At 72.8% G+C, this 24,403-nt stretch carries 14 protein-coding genes; 11 read left to right on the forward strand and 3 right to left on the reverse strand.

Annotated elements, in window-relative coordinates; translation table 11 throughout:
* The 8 genes from ACWEBX_RS27440 to moeZ all read left to right on the forward strand — a co-directional run.
* Positions 1-1,107 (forward strand): ABC transporter permease (locus ACWEBX_RS27440; protein ID WP_451887474.1); only part of this gene is annotated, 1,107 nt, incomplete at its 5' end.
* Complete coding sequence (locus ACWEBX_RS27445; protein ID WP_451887475.1) at positions 1,104-2,102, forward strand: ABC transporter permease; 999 nt, start codon at positions 1,104-1,106, stop codon at positions 2,100-2,102. The genes ACWEBX_RS27440 and ACWEBX_RS27445, both read left to right, overlap by 4 nt.
* Complete coding sequence (locus ACWEBX_RS27450; protein WP_451887476.1) at positions 2,099-3,880, forward strand: dipeptide ABC transporter ATP-binding protein; 1,782 nt, start codon at positions 2,099-2,101, stop codon at positions 3,878-3,880. The genes ACWEBX_RS27445 and ACWEBX_RS27450 overlap by 4 nt, the downstream gene beginning before the upstream one ends.
* A gap of 210 nt (positions 3,881-4,090) precedes the next feature.
* Entirely contained in the window at positions 4,091-5,833 is a 1,743-nt protein-coding gene (locus ACWEBX_RS27455; RefSeq protein WP_451887489.1) for a DUF3492 domain-containing protein, read from the forward strand.
* Positions 5,830-6,987 carry a hypothetical protein gene (locus ACWEBX_RS27460; RefSeq protein ID WP_451887477.1) on the forward strand — a complete coding sequence of 386 codons (1,158 nt, stop codon included), beginning with the start codon at positions 5,830-5,832 and terminating at the stop codon, positions 6,985-6,987. The genes ACWEBX_RS27455 and ACWEBX_RS27460 overlap by 4 nt, the downstream gene beginning before the upstream one ends.
* Before the next feature lie 162 nt (positions 6,988-7,149).
* The gene (locus ACWEBX_RS27465; protein WP_451887478.1) at positions 7,150-8,112 is read left to right on the forward strand and encodes an NAD-dependent epimerase/dehydratase family protein; all 963 of its coding nucleotides are present in this window, start codon (positions 7,150-7,152) and stop codon (positions 8,110-8,112) included.
* Complete coding sequence (locus ACWEBX_RS27470; protein ID WP_451887479.1) at positions 8,100-8,849, forward strand: spherulation-specific family 4 protein; 750 nt, start codon at positions 8,100-8,102, stop codon at positions 8,847-8,849. Before ACWEBX_RS27465 ends, ACWEBX_RS27470 begins: the two co-directional genes overlap by 13 nt.
* 63 nt (positions 8,850-8,912) lie before the next feature.
* Positions 8,913-10,091 carry an adenylyltransferase/sulfurtransferase MoeZ gene (gene moeZ, locus ACWEBX_RS27475; protein ID WP_451887480.1) on the forward strand — a complete coding sequence of 393 codons (1,179 nt, stop codon included), beginning with the start codon at positions 8,913-8,915 and terminating at the stop codon, positions 10,089-10,091.
* A 71-nt stretch (positions 10,092-10,162) separates the two neighbouring features.
* Here moeZ and ACWEBX_RS27480 read toward each other — a convergent pair whose 3' ends face one another.
* The 3 genes from ACWEBX_RS27480 to ACWEBX_RS27490 form a co-directional block, all read right to left on the reverse strand.
* Positions 10,163-11,716 carry an alpha/beta hydrolase gene (locus tag ACWEBX_RS27480; protein ID WP_451887481.1) on the reverse strand — a complete coding sequence of 518 codons (1,554 nt, stop codon included), beginning with the start codon at positions 11,714-11,716 and terminating at the stop codon, positions 10,163-10,165.
* A 115-nt stretch (positions 11,717-11,831) separates the two neighbouring features.
* Positions 11,832-13,376, reverse strand: a complete 1,545-nt coding sequence (locus tag ACWEBX_RS27485; protein ID WP_451887482.1) for an alpha/beta hydrolase — start codon at positions 13,374-13,376, stop codon at positions 11,832-11,834.
* A 132-nt stretch (positions 13,377-13,508) separates the two neighbouring features.
* Positions 13,509-16,304, reverse strand: coding sequence for a lysylphosphatidylglycerol synthase domain-containing protein (locus ACWEBX_RS27490; protein WP_451887483.1), 2,796 nt, complete (start codon positions 16,302-16,304; stop codon positions 13,509-13,511).
* A 185-nt stretch (positions 16,305-16,489) separates the two neighbouring features.
* Between ACWEBX_RS27490 and ACWEBX_RS27495 the strand changes: the two genes are divergently transcribed.
* The 3 genes from ACWEBX_RS27495 (at position 16,490) to ACWEBX_RS27505 (ending at position 24,393) form a co-directional block, all read left to right on the forward strand.
* On the forward strand, positions 16,490-16,855 hold the full coding sequence (locus ACWEBX_RS27495; RefSeq protein ID WP_162683959.1) for an MGMT family protein: 366 nt from the start codon (positions 16,490-16,492) through the stop codon (positions 16,853-16,855).
* Positions 16,856-17,125: 270 nt separating this feature from the next.
* Positions 17,126-20,575: an ATP-dependent helicase gene (locus tag ACWEBX_RS27500; protein WP_451887484.1), complete on the forward strand. Its 3,450-nt coding sequence runs from the start codon at positions 17,126-17,128 to the stop codon at positions 20,573-20,575.
* Positions 20,576-20,736: 161 nt separating this feature from the next.
* Entirely contained in the window at positions 20,737-24,393 is a 3,657-nt protein-coding gene (locus tag ACWEBX_RS27505; protein ID WP_451887485.1) for a UvrD-helicase domain-containing protein, read from the forward strand.
* Positions 24,394-24,403: the final 10 nt, after the last annotated feature.

Here is a 24,403-nt window from a genome sequence, read left to right on the forward strand (position 1 = left end):
CCGGCGGACTCGTCCGCCGCGGGGGCCTCGGGGGCCCGTCAGTTCTGGCGGCGCCTGCGTGCGCAGCGCGCCGCCCTCGTCGCGGCGGCCGTCGTCGCGCTGCTCGTCCTGATCGCGCTCGCCGCACCGCTGCTCACGGCGATCGAGGGCCAGGACCCCACCACCTACCACCCCTCGCTGGTGGACTCCGCGCGCGGCGGCGTCCCCGTCGGCCCGCTCGGTGGCATCGGCGCCGACCACTGGCTCGGCGTCGAACCCCAGACCGGCCGCGACCTGTTCGCACGCCTCGTCTACGGCGCCAGGGTCTCCCTCGGCGTCGCGCTCGCCGCGACCGTGGTCCAGGTCCTCATCGCCGTCGTCGTCGGCGTCTCGGCGGCCCTCGGGAACCGATGGGTCGATCAAGTGCTGAGCCGGATCACCGAGATCATCGTCGCGCTGCCGCTGATGATCATGTCCTTGGCGCTGCTGGCGATCGTGCCCGGCAGCTTCCCGCGACCCGTCCTGGTCGCCCTCGTCATCGGTCTGATCGCCTGGGGCACCCTCGCGAAGATCGTGCGCGCGCAGACACTCACGCTCAAGCAGCTCGACTACGTCGCGGCCGCGCGGCTCAGCGGCTGGGGCACCTGGCGGATCGCCCGCCGTGACCTGCTGCCGGGCCTCGCCGCCCCGCTCATCACCTACTCCGCGCTCCTCGTGCCGGCGAACATCGGCGTCGAGGCCGCCCTGTCCTTCCTCGGAGTCGGCGTGAAGCCGCCGACTCCGTCCTGGGGACAGATGCTGACCTCCGCCGACGTCTGGTACCAGGCAGCGCCGCAGTACCTGCTGCTGCCCGCGGGCGCGCTCTTCGTCACCGTCCTCGCCCTGACCGTCCTCGGCGACGGCGTGCGCACGGCCCTCGACCCCCGCGCGGCCTCCCGCCTGCGCGTCGGCACAGGCCGCAAGGGAGAGGCCAGGGCCGACGCGAGCGGGACCACGCGGGACGGCGGCGACGCGCCCGTGCCCCGGCGGGACGCGCCCGGCGCGGATCTGTCCCTGGCCGGCGCGCCCGGCGCGGATCTGCCCCGGTCCGGCGAGCCCGCCGACGGGACGAAGGAGGCCACCGCATGAACGGCTTCACCGGGTTCGTCCTGCGCCGGACCCTCGCCACCGCGGTCACCCTCCTCGCCATCTCGGTGATCGTCTACGTCGTCTTCTACGCCACACCGGGCAACGTCGCCCAGATCACCTGCGGCCCGCGCTGCTCGCCCCTCCAAGTGCACCAGGTCGCACAGCAGTTGCACCTCGACGACCCGCTGTACGTGCGCTACTGGCACTTCCTCGAAGGCCTCCTCGCCGGCCAGGACTACTCGACCGGCACCTCGGTCCAGCACTGCCCGGCGCCCTGCCTCGGGCTGTCGTACCAGACGGACCAGCAGGTCACCCGGCTGATCCTGACGAAACTGCCGGTCAGCCTGTCGCTGGTGTTCGGCGCCATGGTCGTATGGCTCGTGCTCGGTGTCGGCACCGGCGTGCTCTCCGCCTGGCGGCGCGGCCGCCTCAGCGAGCGGGTGCTGACCGGGCTCACCCTCGCCGGCACGGCGACGCCCGTCTTCGTCATCGGTCTGATCCTGATGATCGTCGTCTGCGGCCAGCTCGAACTGCTGCCCTTCCCGCAGTACGTGAACTTCTCCGACGATCCCGAACAGTGGGCGTGGAACCTGGTGCTCCCCTGGCTCTCGCTCGCTCTCGTCGAAGCCGCCGCGTTCGCCCGGCTGACCAGGGCCTCGATGCTGGAGACGCTGGCCGAGGACCACATCCGGACCTTCCGCGCGTACGGCGTGGGGGAGCGGTCGATCATCGGGCGGCACGCCGTCCGGGGAGCGCTCGCCTCGATCATCGCGCTGAACGCCAACACCTTCGGGTCGGCGGTCGGCGGCGCGGTGCTCACCGAGACGCTCTTCGGACTGCCCGGCATCGGCCAGGAACTGGTCCACGCGGTGAACGTCGTCGACCTTCCCGTGGTCGTCGGCATGGTCCTGGTCATCGGCTTCTTCGTGGTCATCGCCAACGCCGTCGCGGACGTGCTCTACGCGGTGGCCGACCGACGGGTGGTGCTGGCATGAGCGACTCTTCCCCGACCCTGTCCACGGTCGATCAGGCGGGGGCGGACTCCTCTCCCCGCTCCTCCGTGGCCCTCTCCCCGGCCGCTTCCGCCGCCCCGCTGGTCGAAGTGCGCGACCTCGTCGTCGACTTCGGGGGTCTGCGCGCCGTCGACGGGATCTCCTTCCGGCTGGAGAAGGGCGCCGCGCTCGGCCTGGTCGGCGAGTCCGGCTCGGGCAAGTCCACCGTGGCGTCGGCCCTGCTGGCGCTGCACCGAGGGACCGGAGCGCGCGTCGACGGCACGGTCCGCGTGGCCGGCGTCGACGTCCAGCGGGCGTCCGACGACGAACTGCGCGGGCTGCGCGGCGGGAAGGCCGCCATGGTCTTCCAGGACCCGCTGTCCTCCCTCGACCCGTACTACGCGGTCGGCGACCAGATCGCCGAGGTGTACCGGGTGCACGCCAAGGCGTCCCGGCGGGCGGCACGCGCGCGTGCGGTGCGTGTGCTGGACCGCGTCGGCATCCCCGACGCGGCCCGCCGGTCCCGCTCGCGTCCGCACGAGTTCAGCGGCGGTATGCGCCAGCGCGCCCTCATCGCCATGGCGCTGGCCTGCGAACCCGAGCTCCTGATCGCCGACGAGCCCACCACGGCGCTCGACGTGACCGTCCAGGCGCAGATCCTCGACCTCCTGCACACCCTGCGCCACGAGACCGGGACAGGACTGCTGCTCGTCACGCACGACGTCGGGGTGGCGGCCGAGAGTGTCGACGAGATCCTGGTCATGCGGCACGGACGCGCGGTCGAGCACGGGCCGGTGCGTGACGTCCTCGGCGCGCCCCGGGAGCCGTACACCCGCGAACTCCTCGGCGCCGTCCCGCGCGTGGACACACCTCGGGCCGCCGACGTCGTCCGGCCGAAGGGCATCGGTGGGCCGGACGTCGTCATCGGGTCGGACGTCGTCATCGGGTCGGACGTCGTCATCGGGTCGGACGTCGTCACCGGGCCGGACGACGTCGTCCTCGAAGCGGTCGGGCTCCGGCGGGAGTTCGGGCGCGGGAAGCGGCGCTTCGCGGCCGTCGACGACGTGTCGCTGAGCGTACGCCGGGGCGAGACCCTCGGCATCGTCGGTGAGAGCGGCAGCGGCAAGACGACCCTGGGAAGGATGCTGGTCGGGCTCCTGGAGCCCACCGCCGGCGTGGTCCGTCACGAGGGGCGCGAACAGTCGGGCGTCCGCCCCTCGGTGCAGATGGTCTTCCAGGACCCGGTGTCGTCCCTCAACCCCCGGCGCAGCGTGGGCGAGTCCATCGCCGACCCGCTGCGGGCGCGTGGAGACCGGGACGAGGGGCGCGTCCGAGGGCGTGTACGGGAACTGCTGGAGCGTGTGGGGCTCGACGGGTCGCACTACGACCGCTACCCGCACGAGTTCAGCGGCGGACAGCGTCAACGTGTGGGCATCGCACGGGCACTGGCCGCGGAACCGCGGGTCATCGTGTGCGACGAACCGGTCTCCGCGCTCGATGTCACCACACAGGCCCAGGTGGTCGCCCTGCTCGGTGAGCTGCAGCGGGAGCTCGGGCTCGCGCTGGTGTTCGTGGCGCACGACCTCGCGGTCGTACGCCAGGTCAGCGACCATGTGGCGGTGATGCGGCGCGGCCGGATCGTCGAGCACGGTCCCGCCGACGAGGTCTACGAGAGTCCCCGCGACCCGTACACGCGGCAACTGCTGGCCGCCGTACCGGCGCTCGACCCGGAGATCGCGGCACGGCGCTGCGCGGAGCGCGAGGAACTGTCCCCGGCGTGATCCGCACGCCCGGGGCCCGCGGGAACGTGCCCGCGTGAACCCGTAGCGCCACGAAACGCGGTCTGCGCGGGAAAGTTACGACCGTTCACCCCTTTTGGTGGTGCGATGGACAACCGTCCGTCGCACCACCGCCTTGTCCGCATACCTTCGTCCCGCTGCGAGCCGCCGGGTCAACGACGGCTCCTCATACGGGAGATCGGGGGTGTGCTCGTGCGCATCGGACTGGTTACGGAGGGTGGCTATCCGTATGTGAGCGGTGACGCCGGACTCTGGTGCGACCGGCTCGTGCGCGGGCTCGGGCAGCACGAGTTCGACCTCTACGCGCTCAGCCGCACCGAGCGCCAGGAGGACCAGGGCTGGGTCCGGCTGCCGCCCCAGGTCGGCCGCGTCCGCACGGCACCGCTGTGGACGGCGCACGACGACGGCGTGGTGTACGGGCGCCGGGTCCGGCGCCGGTTCGTCGAGACGTACGGCGAGCTGGTGGCGGCGGTCTGCGGGGGACCCCGAGCCGCTAGCCCCGAAGCCCCCGAGGACCCGGCGGATCACGCCGACGCCGAGGCGGACCGTTTCGCCAGCGCCCTGTACGGGCTGGCCGAACTCGCCCGGGACGAGGGAGGACTGGCCGGCGCCCTGCGCTCCGAGAGCGCGGTGCGCGTCCTCGAACACGCCTGTCGCGCACCCGGCGCACTCCGGACGGCCCGCACCGCGCGCGTCCCCGACCTGCTCGGCGTCGCCGCGCACATCGAGCGCACGCTGCGCCCCCTCTCGCTGGACTGGTACGAGGACGACGCGCTCGGCTCGGCGGACCTCTGCCACGCCGGGGCCGGCGGGGCGGCGGCACTGCCCGGCCTCCTCGCCCGGCACTTCCTCGGCGTCCCGCTGCTGGTCACCGAGTACGGCGTGCACCTGCGGGCGCACTACCTGGCCGCCGCGACCCTCGAAGAGGGCCCCGTGGTCCGGGCGCTGCTCGCCGCGTTCCACGGCCGGCTGGCCACCGAGGTCTACCGCGCGGCCGCGCTCATCACGCCCGGCAACGCGCATGCCCGCCGCTGGCAGGAGCGCTGCGGTGCCGACCGCGCCAAACTGCGCACCGTCCACCCCGGCATGGAGGCCGCGCGCTTCGCGGACGTCGGGGAGGGAGTGCGGGGCAGCCGGTCCGCGGACCCCGGCACGCTGGTGTGGGTCGGCCGCATCGAACCGGCCAAGGACCTGATCTCCCTGCTGCACTCCTTCGCCGAGATCCGCAAGGCCGAGCCGGGAACCCGGCTGCGGATCGTCGGCGCCCCCGCGGAGGACCCGGACGCCGCCACCTATCTGACCCACTGCAAGGCGCTGGCCGCGCAGCTCTTCCCCGACGAGGCGGAGGGCGTGCACACCGTCGGCGACAACCCCGTCTCCTTCGAGGAGATCGGCGGCCCCGAGATCCCGAGCCTCGCGGAGGCCTACGCCTGCGGCGCCGTGGTCGTCCTGTCCAGCGTCGTCGAGGGCTTCCCGGTGAGCCTCGTCGAGGCCATGCTCTGCGGCCGGGCCACCGTCTCCACGGACGTGGGCGCGGTCGTCGAGGTCATCGGCGGCACGGGTCTGGTGGTTCCGCCGCGCAATCCGCGGGCGCTCGCGGAGGCGTGCGTGGCACTGCTGCGCGACCCCGAGCGCCGTGAGCGGCTCGGCGCGGCCGCCCGCGCGCGTGCCCTCGAACTCTTCACCGTCGAGCAGAACATCACGGCATTTCACGGCATTTACCTGGAGATCGTCTCGCACTCCCCGGTGCGCCGGGTCGTCGTGGACGCCGAGGGTGAGCCGCTGCCCTTCAGCGTCCCCGCCGAGGCCCACGTGCCCGGCTGCTGGACCGAGACCCGCTTCACGACCGAACGCCGGCCGCGCTGGGCGGAGGGGGCACCGGTCCGAGCCACCGTGCCCCCTCCGCTACCCGTTTCCGTCGGGGAGGGCGCGTGACCATCGACAGCACGGGACGCGGCACCGCCGCCCCCCTCCGCGACGGCGGTTCCGCCCGTGACGGCCTGCACGGCACGCACGGACCCGCCGGGCGCCGCGGCGCGGTGGACCCCGTGAAGGCGCTCATGCACCGGCACCGCGAGCTGTGCGAGCGCGCGGTGGACCCGCTGGAGATCGCGGCGGGTCTGGAGGCGCACGGGGTCACCGACCGGACCGCCGCACGTCTGCGGCACCGGGACGTCTTCTCGCTCGCCGAGGAGATGTACGCCCGCGCGGCCCGCGACGGGGAGGCGACCCCCCGCACCGACACACCTGGCCCCTCCGGCCCCTGCTCCTACTGGGCGGCGCTCGCCCTGGTGCCGGGCGCCCTCGGCGCGGCCGTCGTCGTCGGGCTGCGGCTCACCGAGGGGCAACCGCGGCTGGCCGTCGCCGCGTTCGGCGCCCTGGTCATCGCCTCGGGCCCGCACCTCGCCTTCCGGCGCGGCCCCCTGAGCACCCCGCACCGCACGACGGGCGCCGCACGCGCGTGGACCTGCTGGCTCGTCGCGTACGCCCTCGTCGGCGATGGACTGCTGAGCGCCGCCCGGGACGGCGGTCCGCACGGACCCTGGCCCCTGGCCACCGCACCCGTGCTGGCCCTCTGCCTGGCCTGCGCCCCGGCGGCCTGGTGCGCCCACCTCTTCGCCGCCCGCGCCCGCCGCCGGCTGAGCGCGAGCCGCGGCCTGGAGGAGTTCGCCGCCTCCGTACGCCCCCTGCTCCTCGGGACGCTCGCCCTGTTCATGTCCGCGCTGTGCGGGCTGCTCGCCCTCTGCGGGACGGCACTGGACGAGCCCCCCGCTGTCGCCGGGGCCGGTGCGCTCGGCGCCCTGCTCCTCCTCGCGCGGCTGCTCACGGCGCGCGGCTTCTCCCACGTCCCGGGCCGCGCGCTCGCCGGCGCGGGCGCGGTGGAGGCCACCGCCCTCGCCACGGTCTTCGCGGCGCGGCTGCCCGGCTGCTCGTTCCTGGCCGCCCCCGTCGACGGCCTGGTCGACGCGGCGGGCGCCGGGACCGTGCCGGCCCTGGCCTGCGGGGCGGGCGCCCTCGTCCTCCTCGTCCAGGCGACCCGCACGCTCACCCGCGCCTCGGCCCACGCCCAGCCCTCCCCGCCGCCGTGAGCCCTCCCCGGACCCGGGCAGCCTCGCGGCTTCCCGGATCCGGGCCCCCTACTCCCGCGGGGCCGACACCGCGGGCCCTCTCCCCGACCTACGGCATCACCTTGAAGGAGACAGCCAGATGATCACCTCCCGAACCGGAGAATCCGCCCCGGGAGCTGCCCGATGAGGGTCCTGCTGATCGGAGCCAATGGCTACCTCGGCCGATTCGTGGCCGACAGACTGCTCGCCGACCCGGCCGTACAGCTCACCGCGCTCGGCCGGGGCGACGACGCCGACGTACGGTTCGACCTCGCCTCGGGCAGCCCCGGCGCACTCACCCGCTTCCTGGACGCGGTGCATCCCGGAGTCGTCGTCAACTGCGCGGGTGCCACCCGCGGCGGCGCCCGCGAACTGACCCGGCACAACACCGTCGCCGTCGCCACCGTCTGCGAGGCCCTGCGCCGCAGCGGCTGCGGGGCCCGGCTGGTCCAGATCGGCTGCGGAGCCGAGTACGGGCCCAGCCAGCCCGGCTCCTCCACCGCGGAGGACGCCGTGCCGCGCCCGGGCGGGCCGTACGGAGTGAGCAAACTCGCCGCGACGGAACTCGTCCTGGGCTCCGGTCTGGACGCCGTGGTGCTCCGCGTCTTCTCCCCCGCAGGACCCGGCACGCCCGCCGGATCCCCGCTCGGCCGGCTCGCCGAAGCCCTGCGCCGGGCCATGCAGGCCAGCGACGGCGAACTCAAGCTCGGCGGCCTCGGTGTCCAGCGCGACTTCATCGACGTCCGCGATGTCGCCCGCGCCGTCCACGCCGCCTCCCTGTCCGCCGCACAGGGCGTGATCAACATCGGCTCGGGCCGCGCCGTGCGTCTCCGCGACGCGGCCGCCGTCCTCGCGCGCGTCGCCGGATACAGCGGCAGCCTGCACGAACTCGACGGCCCGTCCGGCCCGCCCATGAGGCCGCCCATCGGCCACCCCCGCCCCGAACCCGACCACGTGGCCCCGGTGTCGTACCCCTACCCGGACGGCTGCGGGAGCTGGCAGCAGGCCGACGTGCGCACCGCGCGCGACCGGCTCGGCTGGCGGCCCCGGATCAACCTCGAGGAGTCCCTGGCCGACATCTGGATGGAGGCGGCATGTCGTATCTGACCAGGACCGCGACCGGCAGCGCGAGCACCGGCCTCGGACTCGGCTTCGGCGTCCCCGGCTATGCGCACCCCCTCGTCGCTCCCCTGGAATGGGACGAACTCACCCGCCCCGGCACCCCCTTGCACTGGGTCGTCCTGGACGTTGACGACGGCCCCGGCGAGCGGCCCGACCCGCGCTGTCTGGAGGCCACGGGACGGCTGCGCAACGCGGGGGTCCGGGTATTGGGACTCCTCGACGCCGCCCATGGAGTACGCCCCTTCGGCGAACTGGTCGCCGACGCGCGCCGCCATCTCGACTGGTACCAGGCCGACGGATTCATCCTCGACCGCTGCCCCACGGAACGCGCCGCGCTGCCCGACACCCGCCGGACGGCCGACGAGCTGCGCCACCTGAGGGACGGCGCCCACATCGTGTTCGGCCACGGCACCCACCCGCACCCGGGTTATGCCGAGAGCGCCGACCAACTCGTCACCTTCTCGGGCCCCTGGACCGACTACCGCTGGTCGCAGGTCGCCGAGTGGACCGCCGACTATCCCCCCGAGCGCTTCTGCCACTTCGTGCACGGCGTGCCGCGCGGCCATCTGGAGGAGGCACTGCGCATCGCCCGCTGGCAGGGTGCCTCGACGATCTACTTCACCGACCGCTCGGATCACGGCGGAACGGCCGACCCCTGGGAGGCGATGCCCGGCTACTGGGACGAGATCGTCTCGCGGATCGGAACGGGTGTCTCGGAATGAAGAAGGGCGTGGCAGTGTTACGGGGAGAACAACCGTAGTGATAGACCGACCAACGGAGTCCCCGTGTCGCTGCCACCCCTGGTCGAGCCAGCCTCTGAGCTCACCGTAGACGAGGTCCGCAGGTACTCCCGCCACCTGATCATCCCCGATGTGGGCATGGACGGGCAGAAGCGGCTGAAGAACGCCAAGGTGCTCTGTGTGGGCGCCGGCGGCCTCGGATCGCCGGCGCTGATGTACCTGGCCGCGGCGGGCGTCGGCACGCTCGGCATCGTGGAGTTCGACGAGGTCGACGAGTCGAACCTGCAGCGCCAGATCATCCACAGCCAGGCGGACATCGGCCGTTCCAAGGCCGCCTCCGCGCGCGATTCCGTACTGGGCATCAACCCCTACGTGAACGTGGTCCTTCACGAAGAGCGGCTCGAGGCCGAGAACGTGATGGACATCTTCAGCCAGTACGACCTCATCGTCGACGGCACCGACAACTTCGCGACCCGGTACCTCGTCAACGACGCCTGCGTGCTGCTCAACAAGCCGTACGTGTGGGGCTCGATCTACCGCTTCGACGGCCAGGCCTCCGTCTTCTGGTCCGAGCACGGCCCCTGCTACCGCTGCCTCTACCCGGAGCCCCCGCCGCCGGGCATGGTCCCCTCCTGCGCCGAGGGCGGCGTCCTCGGCGTGCTGTGCGCGTCCATCGGCTCCATCCAGGTCAACGAAGCGATCAAGCTCCTCGCCGGCATCGGTGAGCCGCTCCTCGGCCGCCTGATGATCTACGACGCCCTGGAGATGCAGTACCGCCAGGTCAAGGTCCGCAAGGACCCGAACTGCGCGGTCTGCGGCGAGAACCCCACCGTCACCGAGCTCATCGACTACGAGGCCTTCTGCGGCGTCGTGTCCGAGGAGGCCCAGGAGGCGGCCGCCGGCTCGACGATCACTCCCAAGCAGCTCAAGGAGTGGATCGACGACGGCGAGAACATCGAGATCATCGACGTCCGCGAGATCAACGAGTACGAGATCGTCTCGATCCCCGGCGCCAAGCTGATCCCGAAGAACGAGTTCCTCATGGGCACCGCGCTGGAGACCCTGCCGCAGGACAAGAAGATCGTCCTGCACTGCAAGACGGGTGTCCGCAGTGCGGAGGTCCTCGCCGTCCTGAAGTCCGCCGGTTTCTCCGACGCGGTGCACGTCGGTGGCGGCGTGATCGGCTGGGTCCACCAGATCGAGCCCGAGAAGCCGGTGTACTGACCGGCCGACCGGCCCGCTCTTTCGGCGGCGGGGGTTTCGCGGACCGGGTGTCCGTGAAACCCCCGCCGTCGTCATGAACAGACCTTGCCGTCCTTCGGCACCGTCGCGTCCAGCAGATAGCTGTTCACGGTCGAGTCGACACAGTCGCTCCCGCTCCCGTAGGCGCCATGGCCCTCGCCCTTCCAGGTGAGCTCCACGCCCACGCCCTTGCCGAGTTCGTCCGCCATCCTGCGCGCGCCCTCGTACGGTGTCGCGGGGTCCCCGGTGTTGCCGACGATCAGCACGGGTGCGGCTCCCGGCGCACTGACCTCGGGACTGTCGTACTGACCGGCCACCGGCCAGTCGTGACACCAGCCCGCCGTGTCCCAGCCCATGAAGTCCCCGAAGACGGGCGAGATCTTCTCGAACTCGGGCAGCCGCTTCTTCGTCTCCTCGGGAGTCGGCCGCTCCTTGTCGTCCAAGCACGATATGACTCGCTGGGAATGGGTCGTCGTGCCGTAGTGCCCCGAGGCGTCGCGGTCGTTGTACTCGTCGGCGAGTGCCAGCAGGGCCGAACCGTCCCCGTCCTCGGCGTCCTTCAGAGCCTTCGTCAGACGCGGCCAGCCCGCCTCGCTGTAGAGCGGCAGCACGATGCCCGTGAGAGCCGACGTCTGGCCGAGCTCGCGCCCGCCGGAAGCGGGCAGGGGGTTCGCGTCGATCCGCTTCAGCAGGTCCGCGATCTTCCGGGAGCCCTGCTTCGGGTCCTGCCCGGTGGACTTGAGGTAGTCGTCCAGGGCGCGCTGGAAGCCCAGCGTCTGGTTCTTGGCGTGGCCCACGGTGTCGGCGCTCGGGTCGACGACCGCGTCCAGCACCAGGCGTCCCACGTTCTTCGGGAACAAGTGGGCGTACACACCGCCCAGTTCGGTTCCGTACGAGATGCCGAAGTAGTGCATCCGACGGTCGCCCAGGACCTGGCGCATCAGGTCCATGTCGCGGGCCGTGTCCGTCGTCGAGACATGGGACAGCAGCCTTCCCGCGGCCTTCGCGCAGCCCTTCCCGAAGTCCTGGGCGTCCTTGAGATAGGCCGCTTCCTCAGCCGCGTCGTCCGGTGTCGCGTCCACCGACTCGGCGGCCTGGATCGCCTTGTCCCCGCGGCACCGCACCCCTTCGCTGGCGGCCACCCCGCGCGGGTCCCAGCTCACCAGGTCGTAGCGCTCGTGCAGCGGGCCCACGACGGTCTCGTACCACGGCATCGTGGAGACGCCCGAGCCGCCGGGGCCGCCGAAGTTGAACAGGAGCGAGCCGATGCGCTTGCTCTGACCGCCGGTCGCCTTGGAGCGGATGAGCGCCAGACCGATCGTCTCGCCGCCCGGCTTCGCGTAGTCCAACGGCGCCTTGAGCGTGGCGCACTGCCAGCCGCTCCCGGGCGCGGGGGAGTCCGAAGTGCCTTTGCAGCGGCCCCAGCCAAGCTTCTGAGAGACGAGCGAGGAGGCCAGCCCCGGCGACCCACCGGAGGGCGGTGCGGTGGTCGGCGCCTTGTCGCCGTTCTTCCCCTCCTCCTTGCCTTCGGCCGACGAGCCCCCGCCACAGCCGGCCAGCAGCAACATGGCGGCGGCCGCGGCCGTCCACCGTGCGAAACGCGTCATGAGAGTCCCCCTCGCCTGTGGTCCGCACGATTTCGCGGATCACATGCAGGCCATAGTAGGCGGCGGCCACCGTTCGCCGTCGAGGCCTGTGGATAACGCTCTGACCTGCTGTTTTCTAGGAACAGACGGTGCCGGCCCGCGGCACGGTGCCCTGCAGCAGATAGCCGTTCACCGCGCCCTGCACGCACTTGTTCTTGCTGTCGTACGCCCCGTGTCCCTGGCCCTTGTACGTCAGCTCCACCCCGACGCCCTTGCCGAGCGCGTTCACCATCGCCCGAGCGCCCTCGTACGGCGTCGCGGGGTCGCCGGTGTTGCCGACCACGAGGATCGGCGCCGCGCCGGGGGCACTGACGTCCGGGTGCTCGGCGGCTCCCGGCACGGCCCAGTCGGTGCAACTGACCATGCCCCAGGCGAGATAGTCGCCGAACAGCGGCGAGGCGGCCCGGAACTCCGGAACCTTCGAGTTCACGTAGTCCGCGGTGTAACGCGGCTTGTCGTCGGCGCAGTTGATGGAGATGTTCGCCGGGGTGATGTTGCTGTACTGGCCGTTCTCGCTGCGCCCGTTCATCGAGTCCGACAGCAGCATCAACACCTTGCCGTCGCCGTCGTAGGCCTGCTGAAGCCCCTCCGTCAGGTACTCCCAGAAGTCCTTGGAGTACAGCGACTGCGCGATGCCGCTGGTCGCGGCGGTCTGGGTGAGCCGGCGCGGGAAGACACCGGGAATCGGCTTGGTGTCGAGGTCCTTCAGCAGCCGGGCGATACGGTCCTTGACGTCCTGCGGGGTGTCGCCGATGGGGCAGTCCTCGACCTTCGAGGTGCAGTCCTTCGCGAAGTTGTCCAGCGCGAGCTGGAAGCCCTTGGCCTGGCCGAGGGAGCTCTGTTCCACGTTCTGGGTCGGGTCGACGACCCCGTCGAAGACGGCTCGGCCCACGTTCTTGGGGAACAGGTGGGCGTAGACGCCGCCCAGCTCGGTGCCGTACGAGATGCCGAAGTAGTGCAGCTTGTCGTCGCCGAGCGCCTGGCGCATCAGATCCATGTCGCGGGCGGCGTCCGTCGTGCGCACGTGGGGGAGGACCTTCCCGGAGTTCTTCTCGCACGCCGCGTTGAACGACTTCGTGTTCCGCAGGAGCGCCTGCTGCTCGGCGGTGTCCTCCGGAGTGGCGTCCTGCTGGAAGAACTTGTCGAGCTGCTGGTCGTTCTCGCACTTCACGCCGGCGCTGCGGCCGACGCCGCGCGGGTCGAAGCTCACCAGGTCGTAGCGGGTGCGCAGGGCGGCGTAGTCCTCTCCGAAGGCGGGCAGAGTGGCGACGCCCGAGCCGCCGGGGCCGCCGAAGTTGAAGACGAGCGAGCCGATGCGCTTGGCGGGGTCACCGCTCGCCTTCGCCCGGATCAGCGCGATCCCGATCGTGTCGCCCTTGGGGTCGGACCAGTCGAGGGGCACCTTCAAAGTGGCGCACTGCCACTCCGCGCCACCCGGCAGGGGCGAGGGGGCGGTGCCGCCGCCCTGGGCCTCGGACGGTGCCGGGCACGCCTTCCAGTCCAGCTTCTGCGCCGTCAGATCCTCGTCCTTGGAGTCGTCGCCGCAGCCGGACACCCACGAGGTCAGCAGAACGACGGTGACGGCCGCGACGACGGAGCGCGGTGGGGACGGGTTCGGCATGCTCCCCATCCTGCGGGCGGGCGGGGCGGGGCGCTCGGGGCACGAGCCGTGCGGGTGAGGGCACGGCCGAGAGCCCGCGGTCGGGCCGGTCGGGCGATGAGGCGCTCGGTCGGGCGGCCGGGTGGCCGGGCGCTAGAGCGCGCCCTTGCGGGTCAGGTGGTTGAAGAACAGCCAGCCGGGCAGCACCGGGAGCCACAGGGTCAGCAGCCGGTACAGCAGCACCGCGGGCGCCGCGACCTCCTTGGGGAGGCCGACGGCGATCAGGCCGACGGTGAGGGTCGCCTCGACCGCGCCGACACCGCCCGGGGTCGGGGCCGCCGAGCCCAGCGCGTTCCCGGCGAGGAAGACGACGGCGACACTGGCGAGGCTGAGCGTGGTCGTCTCCTCGTGGCCGAAGGCGCGGATCGACGCGTCCAGGCACATCACGAAGCAGGCCGTCAGCAGCAGCATCCCGCCGATGCCGGTGATGAGCTTCTGCGGCCGCTGCAGCACGTCCAGCATGCGCGGTACGACACCCGCGAACAGCGACCTCACGCGCGTGGAGACGAACTTGCGCAGCAGCGGAACCGATGTCACCACGAGGATGAACACCGCGACCGTCAGCAGGCCCGCGATGACCGTGCGGGACGGCGACAGGGACGGCGTCTTCTCCGTACCGGTCAGATAGCCGAAGGACAGCAGCATCAGGATGTGGCAGCCGAGCCCGAAGAGCTGCGACGCGCCGACACTCGCCACCGCGAGCCCCGGCCGTACCCCGGCACGCTGGAGGAAGCGTGTGTTGAGGGCGACGCCGCCGACCGCGGCGGGCGCCACGATCTTCACGAACGAGCCGGCGACCTGGGCCGCCGCGGTCCGCAGGAACGGCACCCGCTCCGGCACGAAGCCGAGGAGGCTCATCGCCGCCGCGAAGTAGCTGAGGGCGGAGAACAGCGCGGCCGCCGCGACCCAGCCCCATTCGGCGTTGTCGAACAGGGTCCCGAACTCGATGTGGGTGAGCTGCGTGAGCAGGAAGTACGCGCCGATCGCCCCGGCGATGACGCTCATCAGCGTGCGGGGCTTGACCCGCTCCAGCCGGGCCGGCTCCACGGGCGCCTGGGGCCTGATCAGCAGGACCTGATGGCGGATCTGGGTGAGCAGATCCTCCTCGCGCGCCTCGTCCAGGGCTTCGTCGATCGCCCGTTTCTCGGCGCGCTGCTCGGCGCGTACGGCCTTCTTCCCGGCCTTCTCCGACACGGGCGGGGCCGCTTCCCCGCCTTCCTCGGCCGCTTCCGCGGCGCGGGCGAGTTTGGCCTGCCGCGAGGCCTCCAGGACCGCATCGCGTTCGCGCTGCGCGCGCTCGCGGCCGAGTCTGCGCAGTGTCGCGCGCGTGGAGCGCGTCAGCGCGATCGGCTGGAGCATGGGCAGGCAGTCCGCGACGGCGTCCGGGCCGAGCACGCCCACCGCCGACGCCACCGCGCGCTCGGCGCCCACGCGCAGGGCGAGGGTGGTCACGAGCTGGGCGATGTCCATGCGCAGCACCAGGTCGCCGGCCGCGATCTCGCCGCCGCGCAGATCCGTGAGGATCACGGTGCCGGAACGATCCACCAGAATCGCGTCGCCGGCGAGCCGGCGGTGCGCGATGCGCCGGGACTGCAGCGCCTGCACCTGGTGCCAGGTGTCGCGCAGCAGCTCGTCGGTGATCAGTTCGTCGGGCAGGGAGTCCAGGGTGTGCGCGCCGGTGTGCTCGTAGACGAGCATCACGGCGTCGGGGCCCAGCTCGGAGGTCGCGATCAGCTTGGGCGCGTTGGCGCCGGCCGCGATGGCCGCGTAGGCGAGGAGGGCTTCCTGCTCCAGGGCCTGGCGCAGTGACTGGAGGCTGCGGCGCGTGGTGATGCCGCGCAGGGTCAGCCGGCGCCAGACGCGGTAGAAGAAGCCCTGGGCCTGCTGTTCGCGGTCGACGACCGTGACGTCGAGTGGCGGGCCGTCCTCCAGGGTGACGAAGTAGCGCCGGCCGCGGTCGCCGCTCTCCGTGGTCTCCGGCATCTCCTCGCGGGCCGCGCTGACCGGGTGGAAGCCGACGTGCCGAAGGCCCGCCATCAGTGTCCGTCCGGTCGGCCGTACGTTCGGGGAACCGACCGCGTACAGCGTTCCGTAGGCGACGGTCCAGCCGATCAGCACCGTGAGGATGATCGAGAACGGGGTCGTGTAGCCGGTGACCAGCATGGAGAAGGCGTCGAGGAGCAGTACGACCCAGAGCACCCCGCGCCAGCGGGGTCTGCGGGACATGCCGACGGCCGTCATGTAGGCGATGACCGGTGCGAGATAGCCGTGCACCGGGTCGGTGAGGGCGTGGATGTCACCCGGAGAGGGCTGGGTGAGCGCCTCCTGGATGGAGTGCGGGGCGCCCTTGGCGACCCATAGGTCCGTGGCGAGTGTCACTCCGTGGGCGAGGACCGCGGCGAGGACGCCGTCGGCGATGCGCAGCCCGTCCCGTTTGATCAGCCGCTCGATGGCGAAGGCGACCGGCACGAGCAGGATCGCGATGCTGGACGCCAGCCCCGCGATCTTGATCAGCAGGTCGGGTGCCTGTCCGGTGCCCTTGTTGATGTCCTGTTCGAGGCCGGAGGTGGTGCCGTGCGCGAACGCGGCGATGGCGAGCAGCACCACGATCGCGAGAACGCCGACCAGGAGCCGCATCAGGTCCGAGGGGCGGTGAACGCGCGCGGGAAGCAGCGGTTCGTCGCCCTCGACCTCGTCGGCGTGGACCTCGTCGCCGCAGTCGGTGCCGCGCTCGGCCTGCCGCTGCTCGTCTCCGGTGTTCTCGGGCGAGGCCGCTCCGGCCTCAGGAGTCGGCTCCGTGGCCTTCGCGTCGACGCCGTCGCTCTCAGGGCGTGACGAGGCAGCGGAGGTGCCCTCCGCGTCTTCGGGGTGCACGCCCTGCTGCCTCATGGTCTCTTCTTGATCTCGTATCACCAGTCACCGCCCGCACGATGGTGGCATGCCCGACCGACACACGGGGGCATCAGGGTGCAAATGCGGGGCGCGCAATCTGCTACAAGCGTCACTCGGCGGGAAGGAATATGCACGGTCGCCGCCGGGTCACGTTGTCGGTGGGGTGGGGCAGGATGGGGCGGATGAGCGAGGAGAGCCTTCCGGCGGACGCGCTGCCGGAGTACGCGGAGCGGGTCCTCGACGTCGCCGAGCTGATCCCGCCCGGCCGCGTCATGACGTACGGCGACATCGCCGAATGGTTGGAAGAGGGCGGCCCGCGCCAGGTGGGCCGGGTGCTGGCCCTGTACGGCGGAGCGGTTCCCTGGTGGCGCGTGATGCGCGCCGACGGCGTGCTGCTGCCCGGCCACGAACTGGACGCGCTGGCCCACTACCGCGCCGAGGGAACGCCCCTGAAGGAGGCGAGCCGGGCCTCCGCGGGGCATCTGCCACGCGTCGACATGAGACGGGCCCGGTGGGACGGCGGCGAACGCGCGGAAGGTCACACCTGACAGCTTCGGGCATGCACGGGGCCGAAGGGGACACTGAGGCCCGTACGAGGGAAACGAGGCACATCCGTGACATGCCGTACGTTCGTAGGGCACGGGACGCAGCACGGGACGCACGGGACGCGTGGGGCGTGAGGGAAGAATCGGAAGCCCCCCTTCCGTGAACGGCACCGGCGTAGCGTCGTCGGCACGTGTCCCTCTCATCACCCCGCGGTCACCGCCCTCCACGCGGCAGTCCGCCCACCCGTACGACCACCAGGACCGGCGAACCACGTGAGCTCCACTTCCTCCACCAGGCGCCTGACGCACCCCTTCGTGCGCCAGGGGGCCCGCGGTGCGTACCGGCTGGTGCGCACCTCCCCGGCCCGGGTGGATCCCCCTCGTCTTGACGCGGGACAGCGCGCGGTGGTTGACCACGGGAGCGGACCGCTGCTCGTCCTCGCCGGTCCCGGTACGGGCAAGACGACCACGCTCGTCGAATCCGTGGCCGCCCGGATCGAACGCGGCGGCGACCCGGAACGGATCCTGGTGCTCACGTTCAGCCGCAAGGCGGCTGTCGAGCTCCGCGACCGTATGGCGCTGCGCATAGGAGCCGCCCGCGCGCCCCGGGCCACCACGTTCCACTCCTTCTGCTACGCCCTGATCCGGGCCCATCAGGACAGCGACCTGTTCGTGGAGCCCCTGCGGCTGCTGTCCGGCCCCGAACAGGACGTGGCCGTGCGCGAGCTGCTGGCGGGCCAGCCCGACCTGGAGCGGCTGGGTCTCGCCCATGTGCGCTGGCCGGACGAGCTGCGCGCCTGCCTGACCACGCGCGGCTTCGCGGACGAGGTCCGCGCGGTCCTCGCCCGCAGCCGGGAACTCGGTCTCGGCCCCGACGCCCTGGAAGCCTTCGCGCGGCGCATCGGCCGCCCGGACTGGGGCGCCGCGGCCGCCTTCCTCGCCGAGTACCTCGACGTCCTCGACATGCAGGGAGTCCTCGACTACGCGGAACTGGTCCACCGCGCGGTGCTGCTCGTCCGCCGCCCCGAGGTCGCCGAGCGGCTCGCGGCGCAGTACGACGCCGTCTACGTGGACGAGTACCAGGACACCGACCCCGCGCAGGTGCGGCTGCTGCGCGGCCTCGCGGGCGGCGGGCGCACCCTCGTCGCCTTCGGCGACCCCGACCAGTCGATCTACGCCTTCCGCGGCGCCGACGTGAACGGCATCCTCGACTTCCCCGAGGCCTTTCCGCGCGTGGACGGCCGCCCGGCTCCCGTCGAGGTCCTCGGAACCTCCCGCCGCTCGGGCGCCGACCTGCTGGCCGCCACCCGCCGGCTCACCCAGCGCATGCCGCTGACCCGGCTGCCCGCGCAGAAGGTGCGTGCTCACCGCGAGCTGTCCGCGGCGCGGGACGGAGGGCAGGTCGAGGTCTACACGTACCCGACGGCCGGCACGGAACTCGACAACATCGCGGACATCCTGCGCCGCGCCCACCTGGAGGACGGCGTCCCCTGGGGAGAGATGGCCGTCCTCGTGCGCGCCGGTTCCCGCACGATCCCCACGATCCGGCGGGCGCTCACCTCCGCGGGCGTGCCTCTCGACATCGACGGCGACGATCTGCCCCTGCGGCACGAACCCGCGGTCGCGCCCCTGCTGACGGCACTGCGGGCGGTGGCCCGCGCGGAGTCGGAGACGAGTACGGACAGGTCGCCCGGTGCGGACGGGGTGTCCGGTACGGACGGGGTGTCCGGTGCGGATGCGTCGCCCGGTGAGGGTGTGGCGCCGGACGCGGAGGGGGTGCCCGGTGTGGACGGGGTGTCCGCCGGCGTCGCCGAGCCGGGGGAGGACGCGGCCGGTGTCCGCGTCGCGTCCTGGCTCGACACCGAGACCGCGCTCACGCTCCTCGCCTCGCCTCTCGCGAGCATGGACGCCGCCGACCTGCGGCGCCTGGGGCGTGCCCTGCGCGAGGAGGAGCGGGCCGGCGGAAACCTCGTACCGCCGCCGTCCGACGTCCTGCTCGCCCGCGCGCTGGCCGAGCCCGAGCGGCTCGTCGCGCACGATCCCGCGTACGCCCGAGGGGCCCAGCGCCTCGGCGCTCTGCTGCGCAGGGCGCGTGAGCGTCTCGCGGGCGGCGGAACGGCCGAGGAGGCCCTCTGGGACCTGTGGGACGGCACACCCTGGCCGCAGCGTCTGGAGCGGGCCGCCCGGCGCGGCGGCGCGGCCGGACGCAACGCCGACCGGGACCTCGACGCCGTGTGCGCGCTGTTCGCGACCGCCGAACGCGCGGAGGAGCGCACCGGCGGCCGTGGCGCCCTGAACTTCCTGGAGCAGATCGACGCCGAGGACATCGCGGCCGACACGCTCACCCGCAGGGCCGTCCGCACCGATGCCGTACGCCTGATGACCGCGCACCGCTCCAAAGGCCTGGAGTGGCGCCTCGTCGTCGTCGCGGGCGTCCAGGAAGGCCTGTGGCCGGATCTGCGCCGCCGCGGCTCCCTGCTGGAGGCCGACCGCATCGGGCGGGACGGACTCGCCGAACCCCTCACCCCCGGGGCACTCCTCTCCGAGGAACGCCGGCTGTTCTACGTTGCCGCCACACGCGCGCGGGAACGGCTCGTCGTGACGGCGGTGAAGGCACCGGCCGACGACGGCGACCAGCCCTCCCGCTTCCTGACCGAACTCGGCGTCGAACCCAAGGACGTGACCGGCCGCCCGCGCCGCCCGCTGGCCGTCGCCCCGCTGGTCGCCGAGCTGCGCGCCACCACCGTCGACCCGCGTGTCTCGGAGAACCTCAGGCAGGCCGCCGCCCGCCGCCTCGCCCGGCTCGCCGCGCTCGCCGACGAGGACGGCCGCCCGCTGGTGCCCTCCGCGCACCCCTACCGCTGGTGGGGCATGTACGAGCCGACGGAGAGCAAGGTGCCGCTGCGCGACCGCGACCAGCCCGTCGTGCTCTCCGGCAGCGCGCTCGACCAGCTCGCCAACACCTGTGCCCTGCAGTGGTTCCTCGGGCGGGAGGTGAAGGCCGACGCGCCCGCGACGGCCGCCCAGGGCTTCGGCAACGTGGTGCACGTCCTCGCCGACGAGGTCGCGTCCGGACGCACCCCCGCGGACCTCGACGTGCTCATGGAGCGCCTCGACTCCGTGTGGAACGCGCTCGCCTTCGACGCGCCCTGGAAGTCCGCGCAGGAGAAGGAGCACGCGCGCGTGGCGCTCGAACGCTTCCTGAAGTGGCATGTCATGGACCGCACGGGCCGTACACCGGTGGCCAGCGAGCACGACTTCGACGTGACGCTCGAAGCGGGCTCCTACGAAGTACGCATCCGCGGCTCCATGGACCGTGTCGAGGCCGACACCGAGGGCCGCGCCTACGTGGTCGACTTCAAGACCGGCAAGCAGGCGCCGACCGCCGCGGAGGTGACCCACCACCCGCAGCTCGCCGTCTACCAGCTCGCCGTCGGCGAGGGCGCGGTCGACGACGTCTTCGACGGTGTACGCCCCGAAGCGGGCGGTGCCGAACTCGTCCAGCTCCGCCAGGGCGCCGCCAAGAAGAACGGCGGCGAGACCCTCCCCAAGGTGCAGGCGCAGGAGCCGCTGGAGGGCGAGTGGGTCGGCGACCTGCTGGCGAACGCCGCCGGCAAGGTCCTCGACGAACGGTTCTCGCCCACGACGGGACAGCACTGCACCCACTGCTCGTTCCGGGCATCCTGCAGCGCCCGGGCGGAGGGCCGTCAGGTCGTCGAGTGAGCGGTGCCCGGGCCGGTACCGGGCCCGCCGCCGTTCCGAGCCGCACCGGGGACGCGGCGTCAGTGAGTGACGTAGAGCACCACATGCGCTGACCTGCGATTCTTTCGCCCCTGGCGGCGATGTGGCCACCGCTGTCAGTGGACGCCGCTAGCCTCTGCGACATGCCCGCCCGTATCACCGACCCCGAACAGCTCAAGGAGCTCCTCGGCATTCCGTTCACCCCGGAACAGACGGCCTGCATCACCGCTGAACCGGCCCCCCAGGTGATCGTGGCCGGAGCCGGTTCGGGCAAGACCACGGTGATGGCGGCCCGTGTGGTGTGGCTGGTCGGCACCGGGCAGGTGGCCCCCGAGCAGGTCCTCGGCCTGACGTTCACCAACAAGGCGGCGGGCGAACTCGCCGAGCGGGTCCGCAAGGCGCTCGTCAGGGCCGGAGTCACCGACCCCGACGTCATCGACCCCGACAACCCGCCGGGCGAGCCGGTCATCTCCACGTACCACGCCTTCGCGGGCCGGCTGCTGACCGACCACGGCCTGCGCATCGGGCTCGAACCGACCTCCCGGCTCCTGGCCGACGCCACCCGCTACCAGCTCGCCGCGCGCGTGCTGCGCGAGGCGCCGGGCCCGTACCCGGCGCTGACCCGTTCCTTCCCGGACCTGGTCGGCGACCTGCTGACCCTCGACTCCGAGCTCGCCGAACACCTCGTGGCGGCCGACGACCTGCGCGCGCACGACGCCGAACTGCTGCGCACCCTGGAGAGCGCGCGACTCACGAACGCGGATCTGCGCAAGGTCCCCGAGACCGCCGCGGCCCGGCGCGAACTCGCCGAGCTGGTGGGCCGCTACCGAGCGGCGAAACGAGAGCGCGACCTCCTCGACTTCGGTGATCAGATCGCCCTCTCGGCCACCCTGGCCCGCACCCGCCCCGAGGTCGGGGAGATCCTGCGGGACGAGTTCCGCGTCGTCCTGCTGGACGAGTACCAGGACACGTCGGTGGCCCAGCGCGTCCTGCTCGCCGGCCTGTTCGGCGGCGGCACCGGACACCCCGTGACCGCGGTCGGCGACCCCTGCCAGGCGATCTACGGCTGGCGCGGCGCCTCCGTCGCCAACCTCGACGACTTCCCCGAGCACTTCGCCCGCCCCGACGGCCGCCCCGCCACCCGCCAGTCGCTCAGCGAGAACCGCCGCAGCGGCGGCCGCCTCCTCGACCTCGCCAATGGCCTCGCCGAGCCGCTGCGCGCCATGCACGCGGGCGTGGAGGCCCTGCGGCCCGCCCCGGGAGCCGAGCGGGACGGCCTCGTGCGCTGCGCGCTGCTGCCCACCCACGCCGAGGAGATCGGCTGGCTCGCCGACTCGATCGCCCATCTCGTGCGCACCGGGAAGGCACCCGCCGAGATCGCCGTCCTGTGCCGCACCGCCACCGACTTCGCCGAGATCCAGGGCGCGCTCGTCGCCCGTGACATCCCCGTCGAGGTGGTGGGCCTCTCCGGTCTTCTGCACCTTCCCGAGGTGGCCGACCTCGTGGCCGTCTGCGAAGTCCTCCAGGACCCGGGGGCGAACGCCTCCCTCGTCCGGCTGCTCACCGGTCCGCGCTGGCGGATCGGCCCGCGCGACCTCGCCCTCCTCGGGCGCCGGGCCCGTCTGCTCGTGTCGCACACGCGCGTGGGGGCCGACAACGATCCGGACCGCAGGCTCGCCGCGGCGGTCGAGGGGGTCGACCCGGCCGAGGTGATATCGCTCGCCGACGCCCTCGACACGTTCCTGGAGACGCCGATCGAGGCCGCGGGGGACGACGACGGGCTGCCCTTCTCGCCGGACGCCCGTGTGCGCTTCGCACGGCTCGCCGCAGAACTGCGCGACCTGCGCCGCTCGCTGGCCGACCCCCTCATGGACGTCCTGCACCGCGTCCTCACCGTCACCGGTCTGGAGGTCGAGCTCTCCGCGTCCCCGCACGCCCTGGCAGCCCGCCGTCGCGAGACCCTGTCCAACTTCCTGGACATCGCCGCGTCCTTCGCGTCCGGCGACGGCGAGGCGAGCCTGCTGGCCTTCCTCGGCTTCCTGCGTACCGCCGCGCAGTACGAGAAGGGCCTGGACAACGCGCTGCCCGGCGGCGAGAACACCGTCAAGGTGCTCACCGCGCACAAGTCCAAGGGGCTTGAGTGGGACGTGGTGGCCGTCCCCGGCCTCGTCGACGGCACCTTCCCCAGCGGCCAGGGCCGTGAGAAGTGGACCGCCCAGGGCAAGGTCCTGCCCCACCGGCTGCGCGGCGACGCCGACACGCTGCCCGACGTCGACACCTGGGACGCCAAGGGCATCAAGGCCTTCCACGAGGCCATGAAGGCCCACCAGCACACCGAGGAACTGCGCCTCGGCTACGTCACGTTCACCCGACCCCGTTCGCTCCTGCTCGGCTCGGGCCACTGGTGGGGGCCCTCCCAGAAGCGGACGCGCGGCCCCTCGGACTTCCTGAACGCCCTCCACGACCACTGCGTCGCCGGACACGGCGAGATCGAGGTCTGGGCGGCCGAACCGGCCGAGGGCGAGGAGAACCCGGCCCTGCGCGAGGCGGCCGCCGACCACGCCTGGCCGCTGCCGCTCGACGACGCGGCCCTCGCCCGCCGCCGCGCGGCGGCGGAGACCGTGCTCGCCCACCTGGAGCGGGTCGCGTCCCACGACGAGACCCACCCGGGCGCCGACGCACACCCGTACCCGGCCGCCGTCCACGACCCCGGCTCGTACGACGACCCGGAATGGCCGCCCCCGCCCGAGGACGACATCCCGCCCTACGACGAGTACGACGCATACGACGGGTACGGCGAGGACGGCCTCCCCGAAGACGGCTTCGCCGAAGGCGACTTCCCCCGAGACGGCCTGCCCGAGGACCGCTTCCCGCACGGCCGTTCCGCTGAGAGCGCCCCGTCCGAGGGCGACGACTCGGACGGGGACTCCTGGACGGCGGAACGGCCGGGAGACCGCGCGCCCGGCCGCGGGAGCGAACGGCCCACGGTGCCGCACCAGGCCCAGGGACCCGCCGCCCGCCCGCACCCCAGGGAGAGCGGGAGCGAACGTCTCACGCCCGAGGAGGCCCGCGCCCTCGCGTCCTGGGACCGCGACCTGGACGCGCTCACCGGAGAGCTCCTGCGCGCCCGCGCGACCGTCACCCACGTGCCCCTGCCTGCCTCGCTCACCGCCTCGCAGCTCGTGCGTCTGGCCGCCGACCCGGACGGCTTCGCACAGGAGCTCGCCCGCCCCATGCCGCGCCCCCCGCAGCCCGCCGCGCGCCGGGGCACGCGCTTCCACGCCTGGATGGAGTCCCGCTTCGAGGAACTGCGGCTTCCGATGCTCGACCCCGATGACCTGCCCGGCAGCGAGGCGGAGATCGCCGACGAGCACGACCTGGAAGCCCTGAAGAACGCCTTCGAACGCAGTGCCTACGCGCACCGCACCCCGTACCGCGTCGAGGTGCCCTTCCAGCTCGCGATCGCCGGCCGGGTCGTCCGCGGCAGGATCGACGCCGTCTACAGGAACGGCGAGGGCGAGGAGACGACGTACGAGATCGTCGACTGGAAGACCGGCCACGGTCGCACGGCCGACCCGCTCCAGCTCGCGCTGTACCGCCTGGGCTGGGCCGAGCGGCAGGGAGTGCCCCTGGAGTCCGTCACGGCCACGTTCCTGTACGTCCGCGACGGCGAGGTCGTACGACCGGAGGGACTCCCGGACCGTGCCGCGCTGGAGCGACTGCTCACCGAGGACCCGGCGCGCGCACAGGACGGGGCCCCCGGGGAACCGCCGGACGAACACGCCTCCGTGGGCGGATAGGCTCAGGAAC

The organism is Streptomyces sp. NPDC005070, from assembly GCF_053600395.1.

What these genes read in the sequence shown, in the direction of transcription:
- ACWEBX_RS27450 (WP_451887476.1), top strand. Translation starts at nt 2,099, where the DNA reads ATGAGCGACTCTTCCCCGACCCTGTCCACGGTCGATCAGGCGGGGGCG.
- ACWEBX_RS27470 (WP_451887479.1), top strand. Translation starts at nt 8,100, where the DNA reads ATGTCGTATCTGACCAGGACCGCGACCGGCAGCGCGAGCACCGGCCTC.
- ACWEBX_RS27505 (WP_451887485.1), top strand. Translation starts at nt 20,737, where the DNA reads ATGCCCGCCCGTATCACCGACCCCGAACAGCTCAAGGAGCTCCTCGGC.
- ACWEBX_RS27490 (WP_451887483.1), bottom strand. Translation starts at nt 16,304, where the DNA reads ATGAGGCAGCAGGGCGTGCACCCCGAAGACGCGGAGGGCACCTCCGCT.
- ACWEBX_RS27480 (WP_451887481.1), bottom strand. Translation starts at nt 11,716, where the DNA reads ATGACGCGTTTCGCACGGTGGACGGCCGCGGCCGCCGCCATGTTGCTG.
- ACWEBX_RS27495 (WP_162683959.1), top strand. Translation starts at nt 16,490, where the DNA reads ATGAGCGAGGAGAGCCTTCCGGCGGACGCGCTGCCGGAGTACGCGGAG.
- ACWEBX_RS27445 (WP_451887475.1), top strand. Translation starts at nt 1,104, where the DNA reads ATGAACGGCTTCACCGGGTTCGTCCTGCGCCGGACCCTCGCCACCGCG.
- ACWEBX_RS27465 (WP_451887478.1), top strand. Translation starts at nt 7,150, where the DNA reads ATGAGGGTCCTGCTGATCGGAGCCAATGGCTACCTCGGCCGATTCGTG.
- ACWEBX_RS27485 (WP_451887482.1), bottom strand. Translation starts at nt 13,376, where the DNA reads ATGCCGAACCCGTCCCCACCGCGCTCCGTCGTCGCGGCCGTCACCGTC.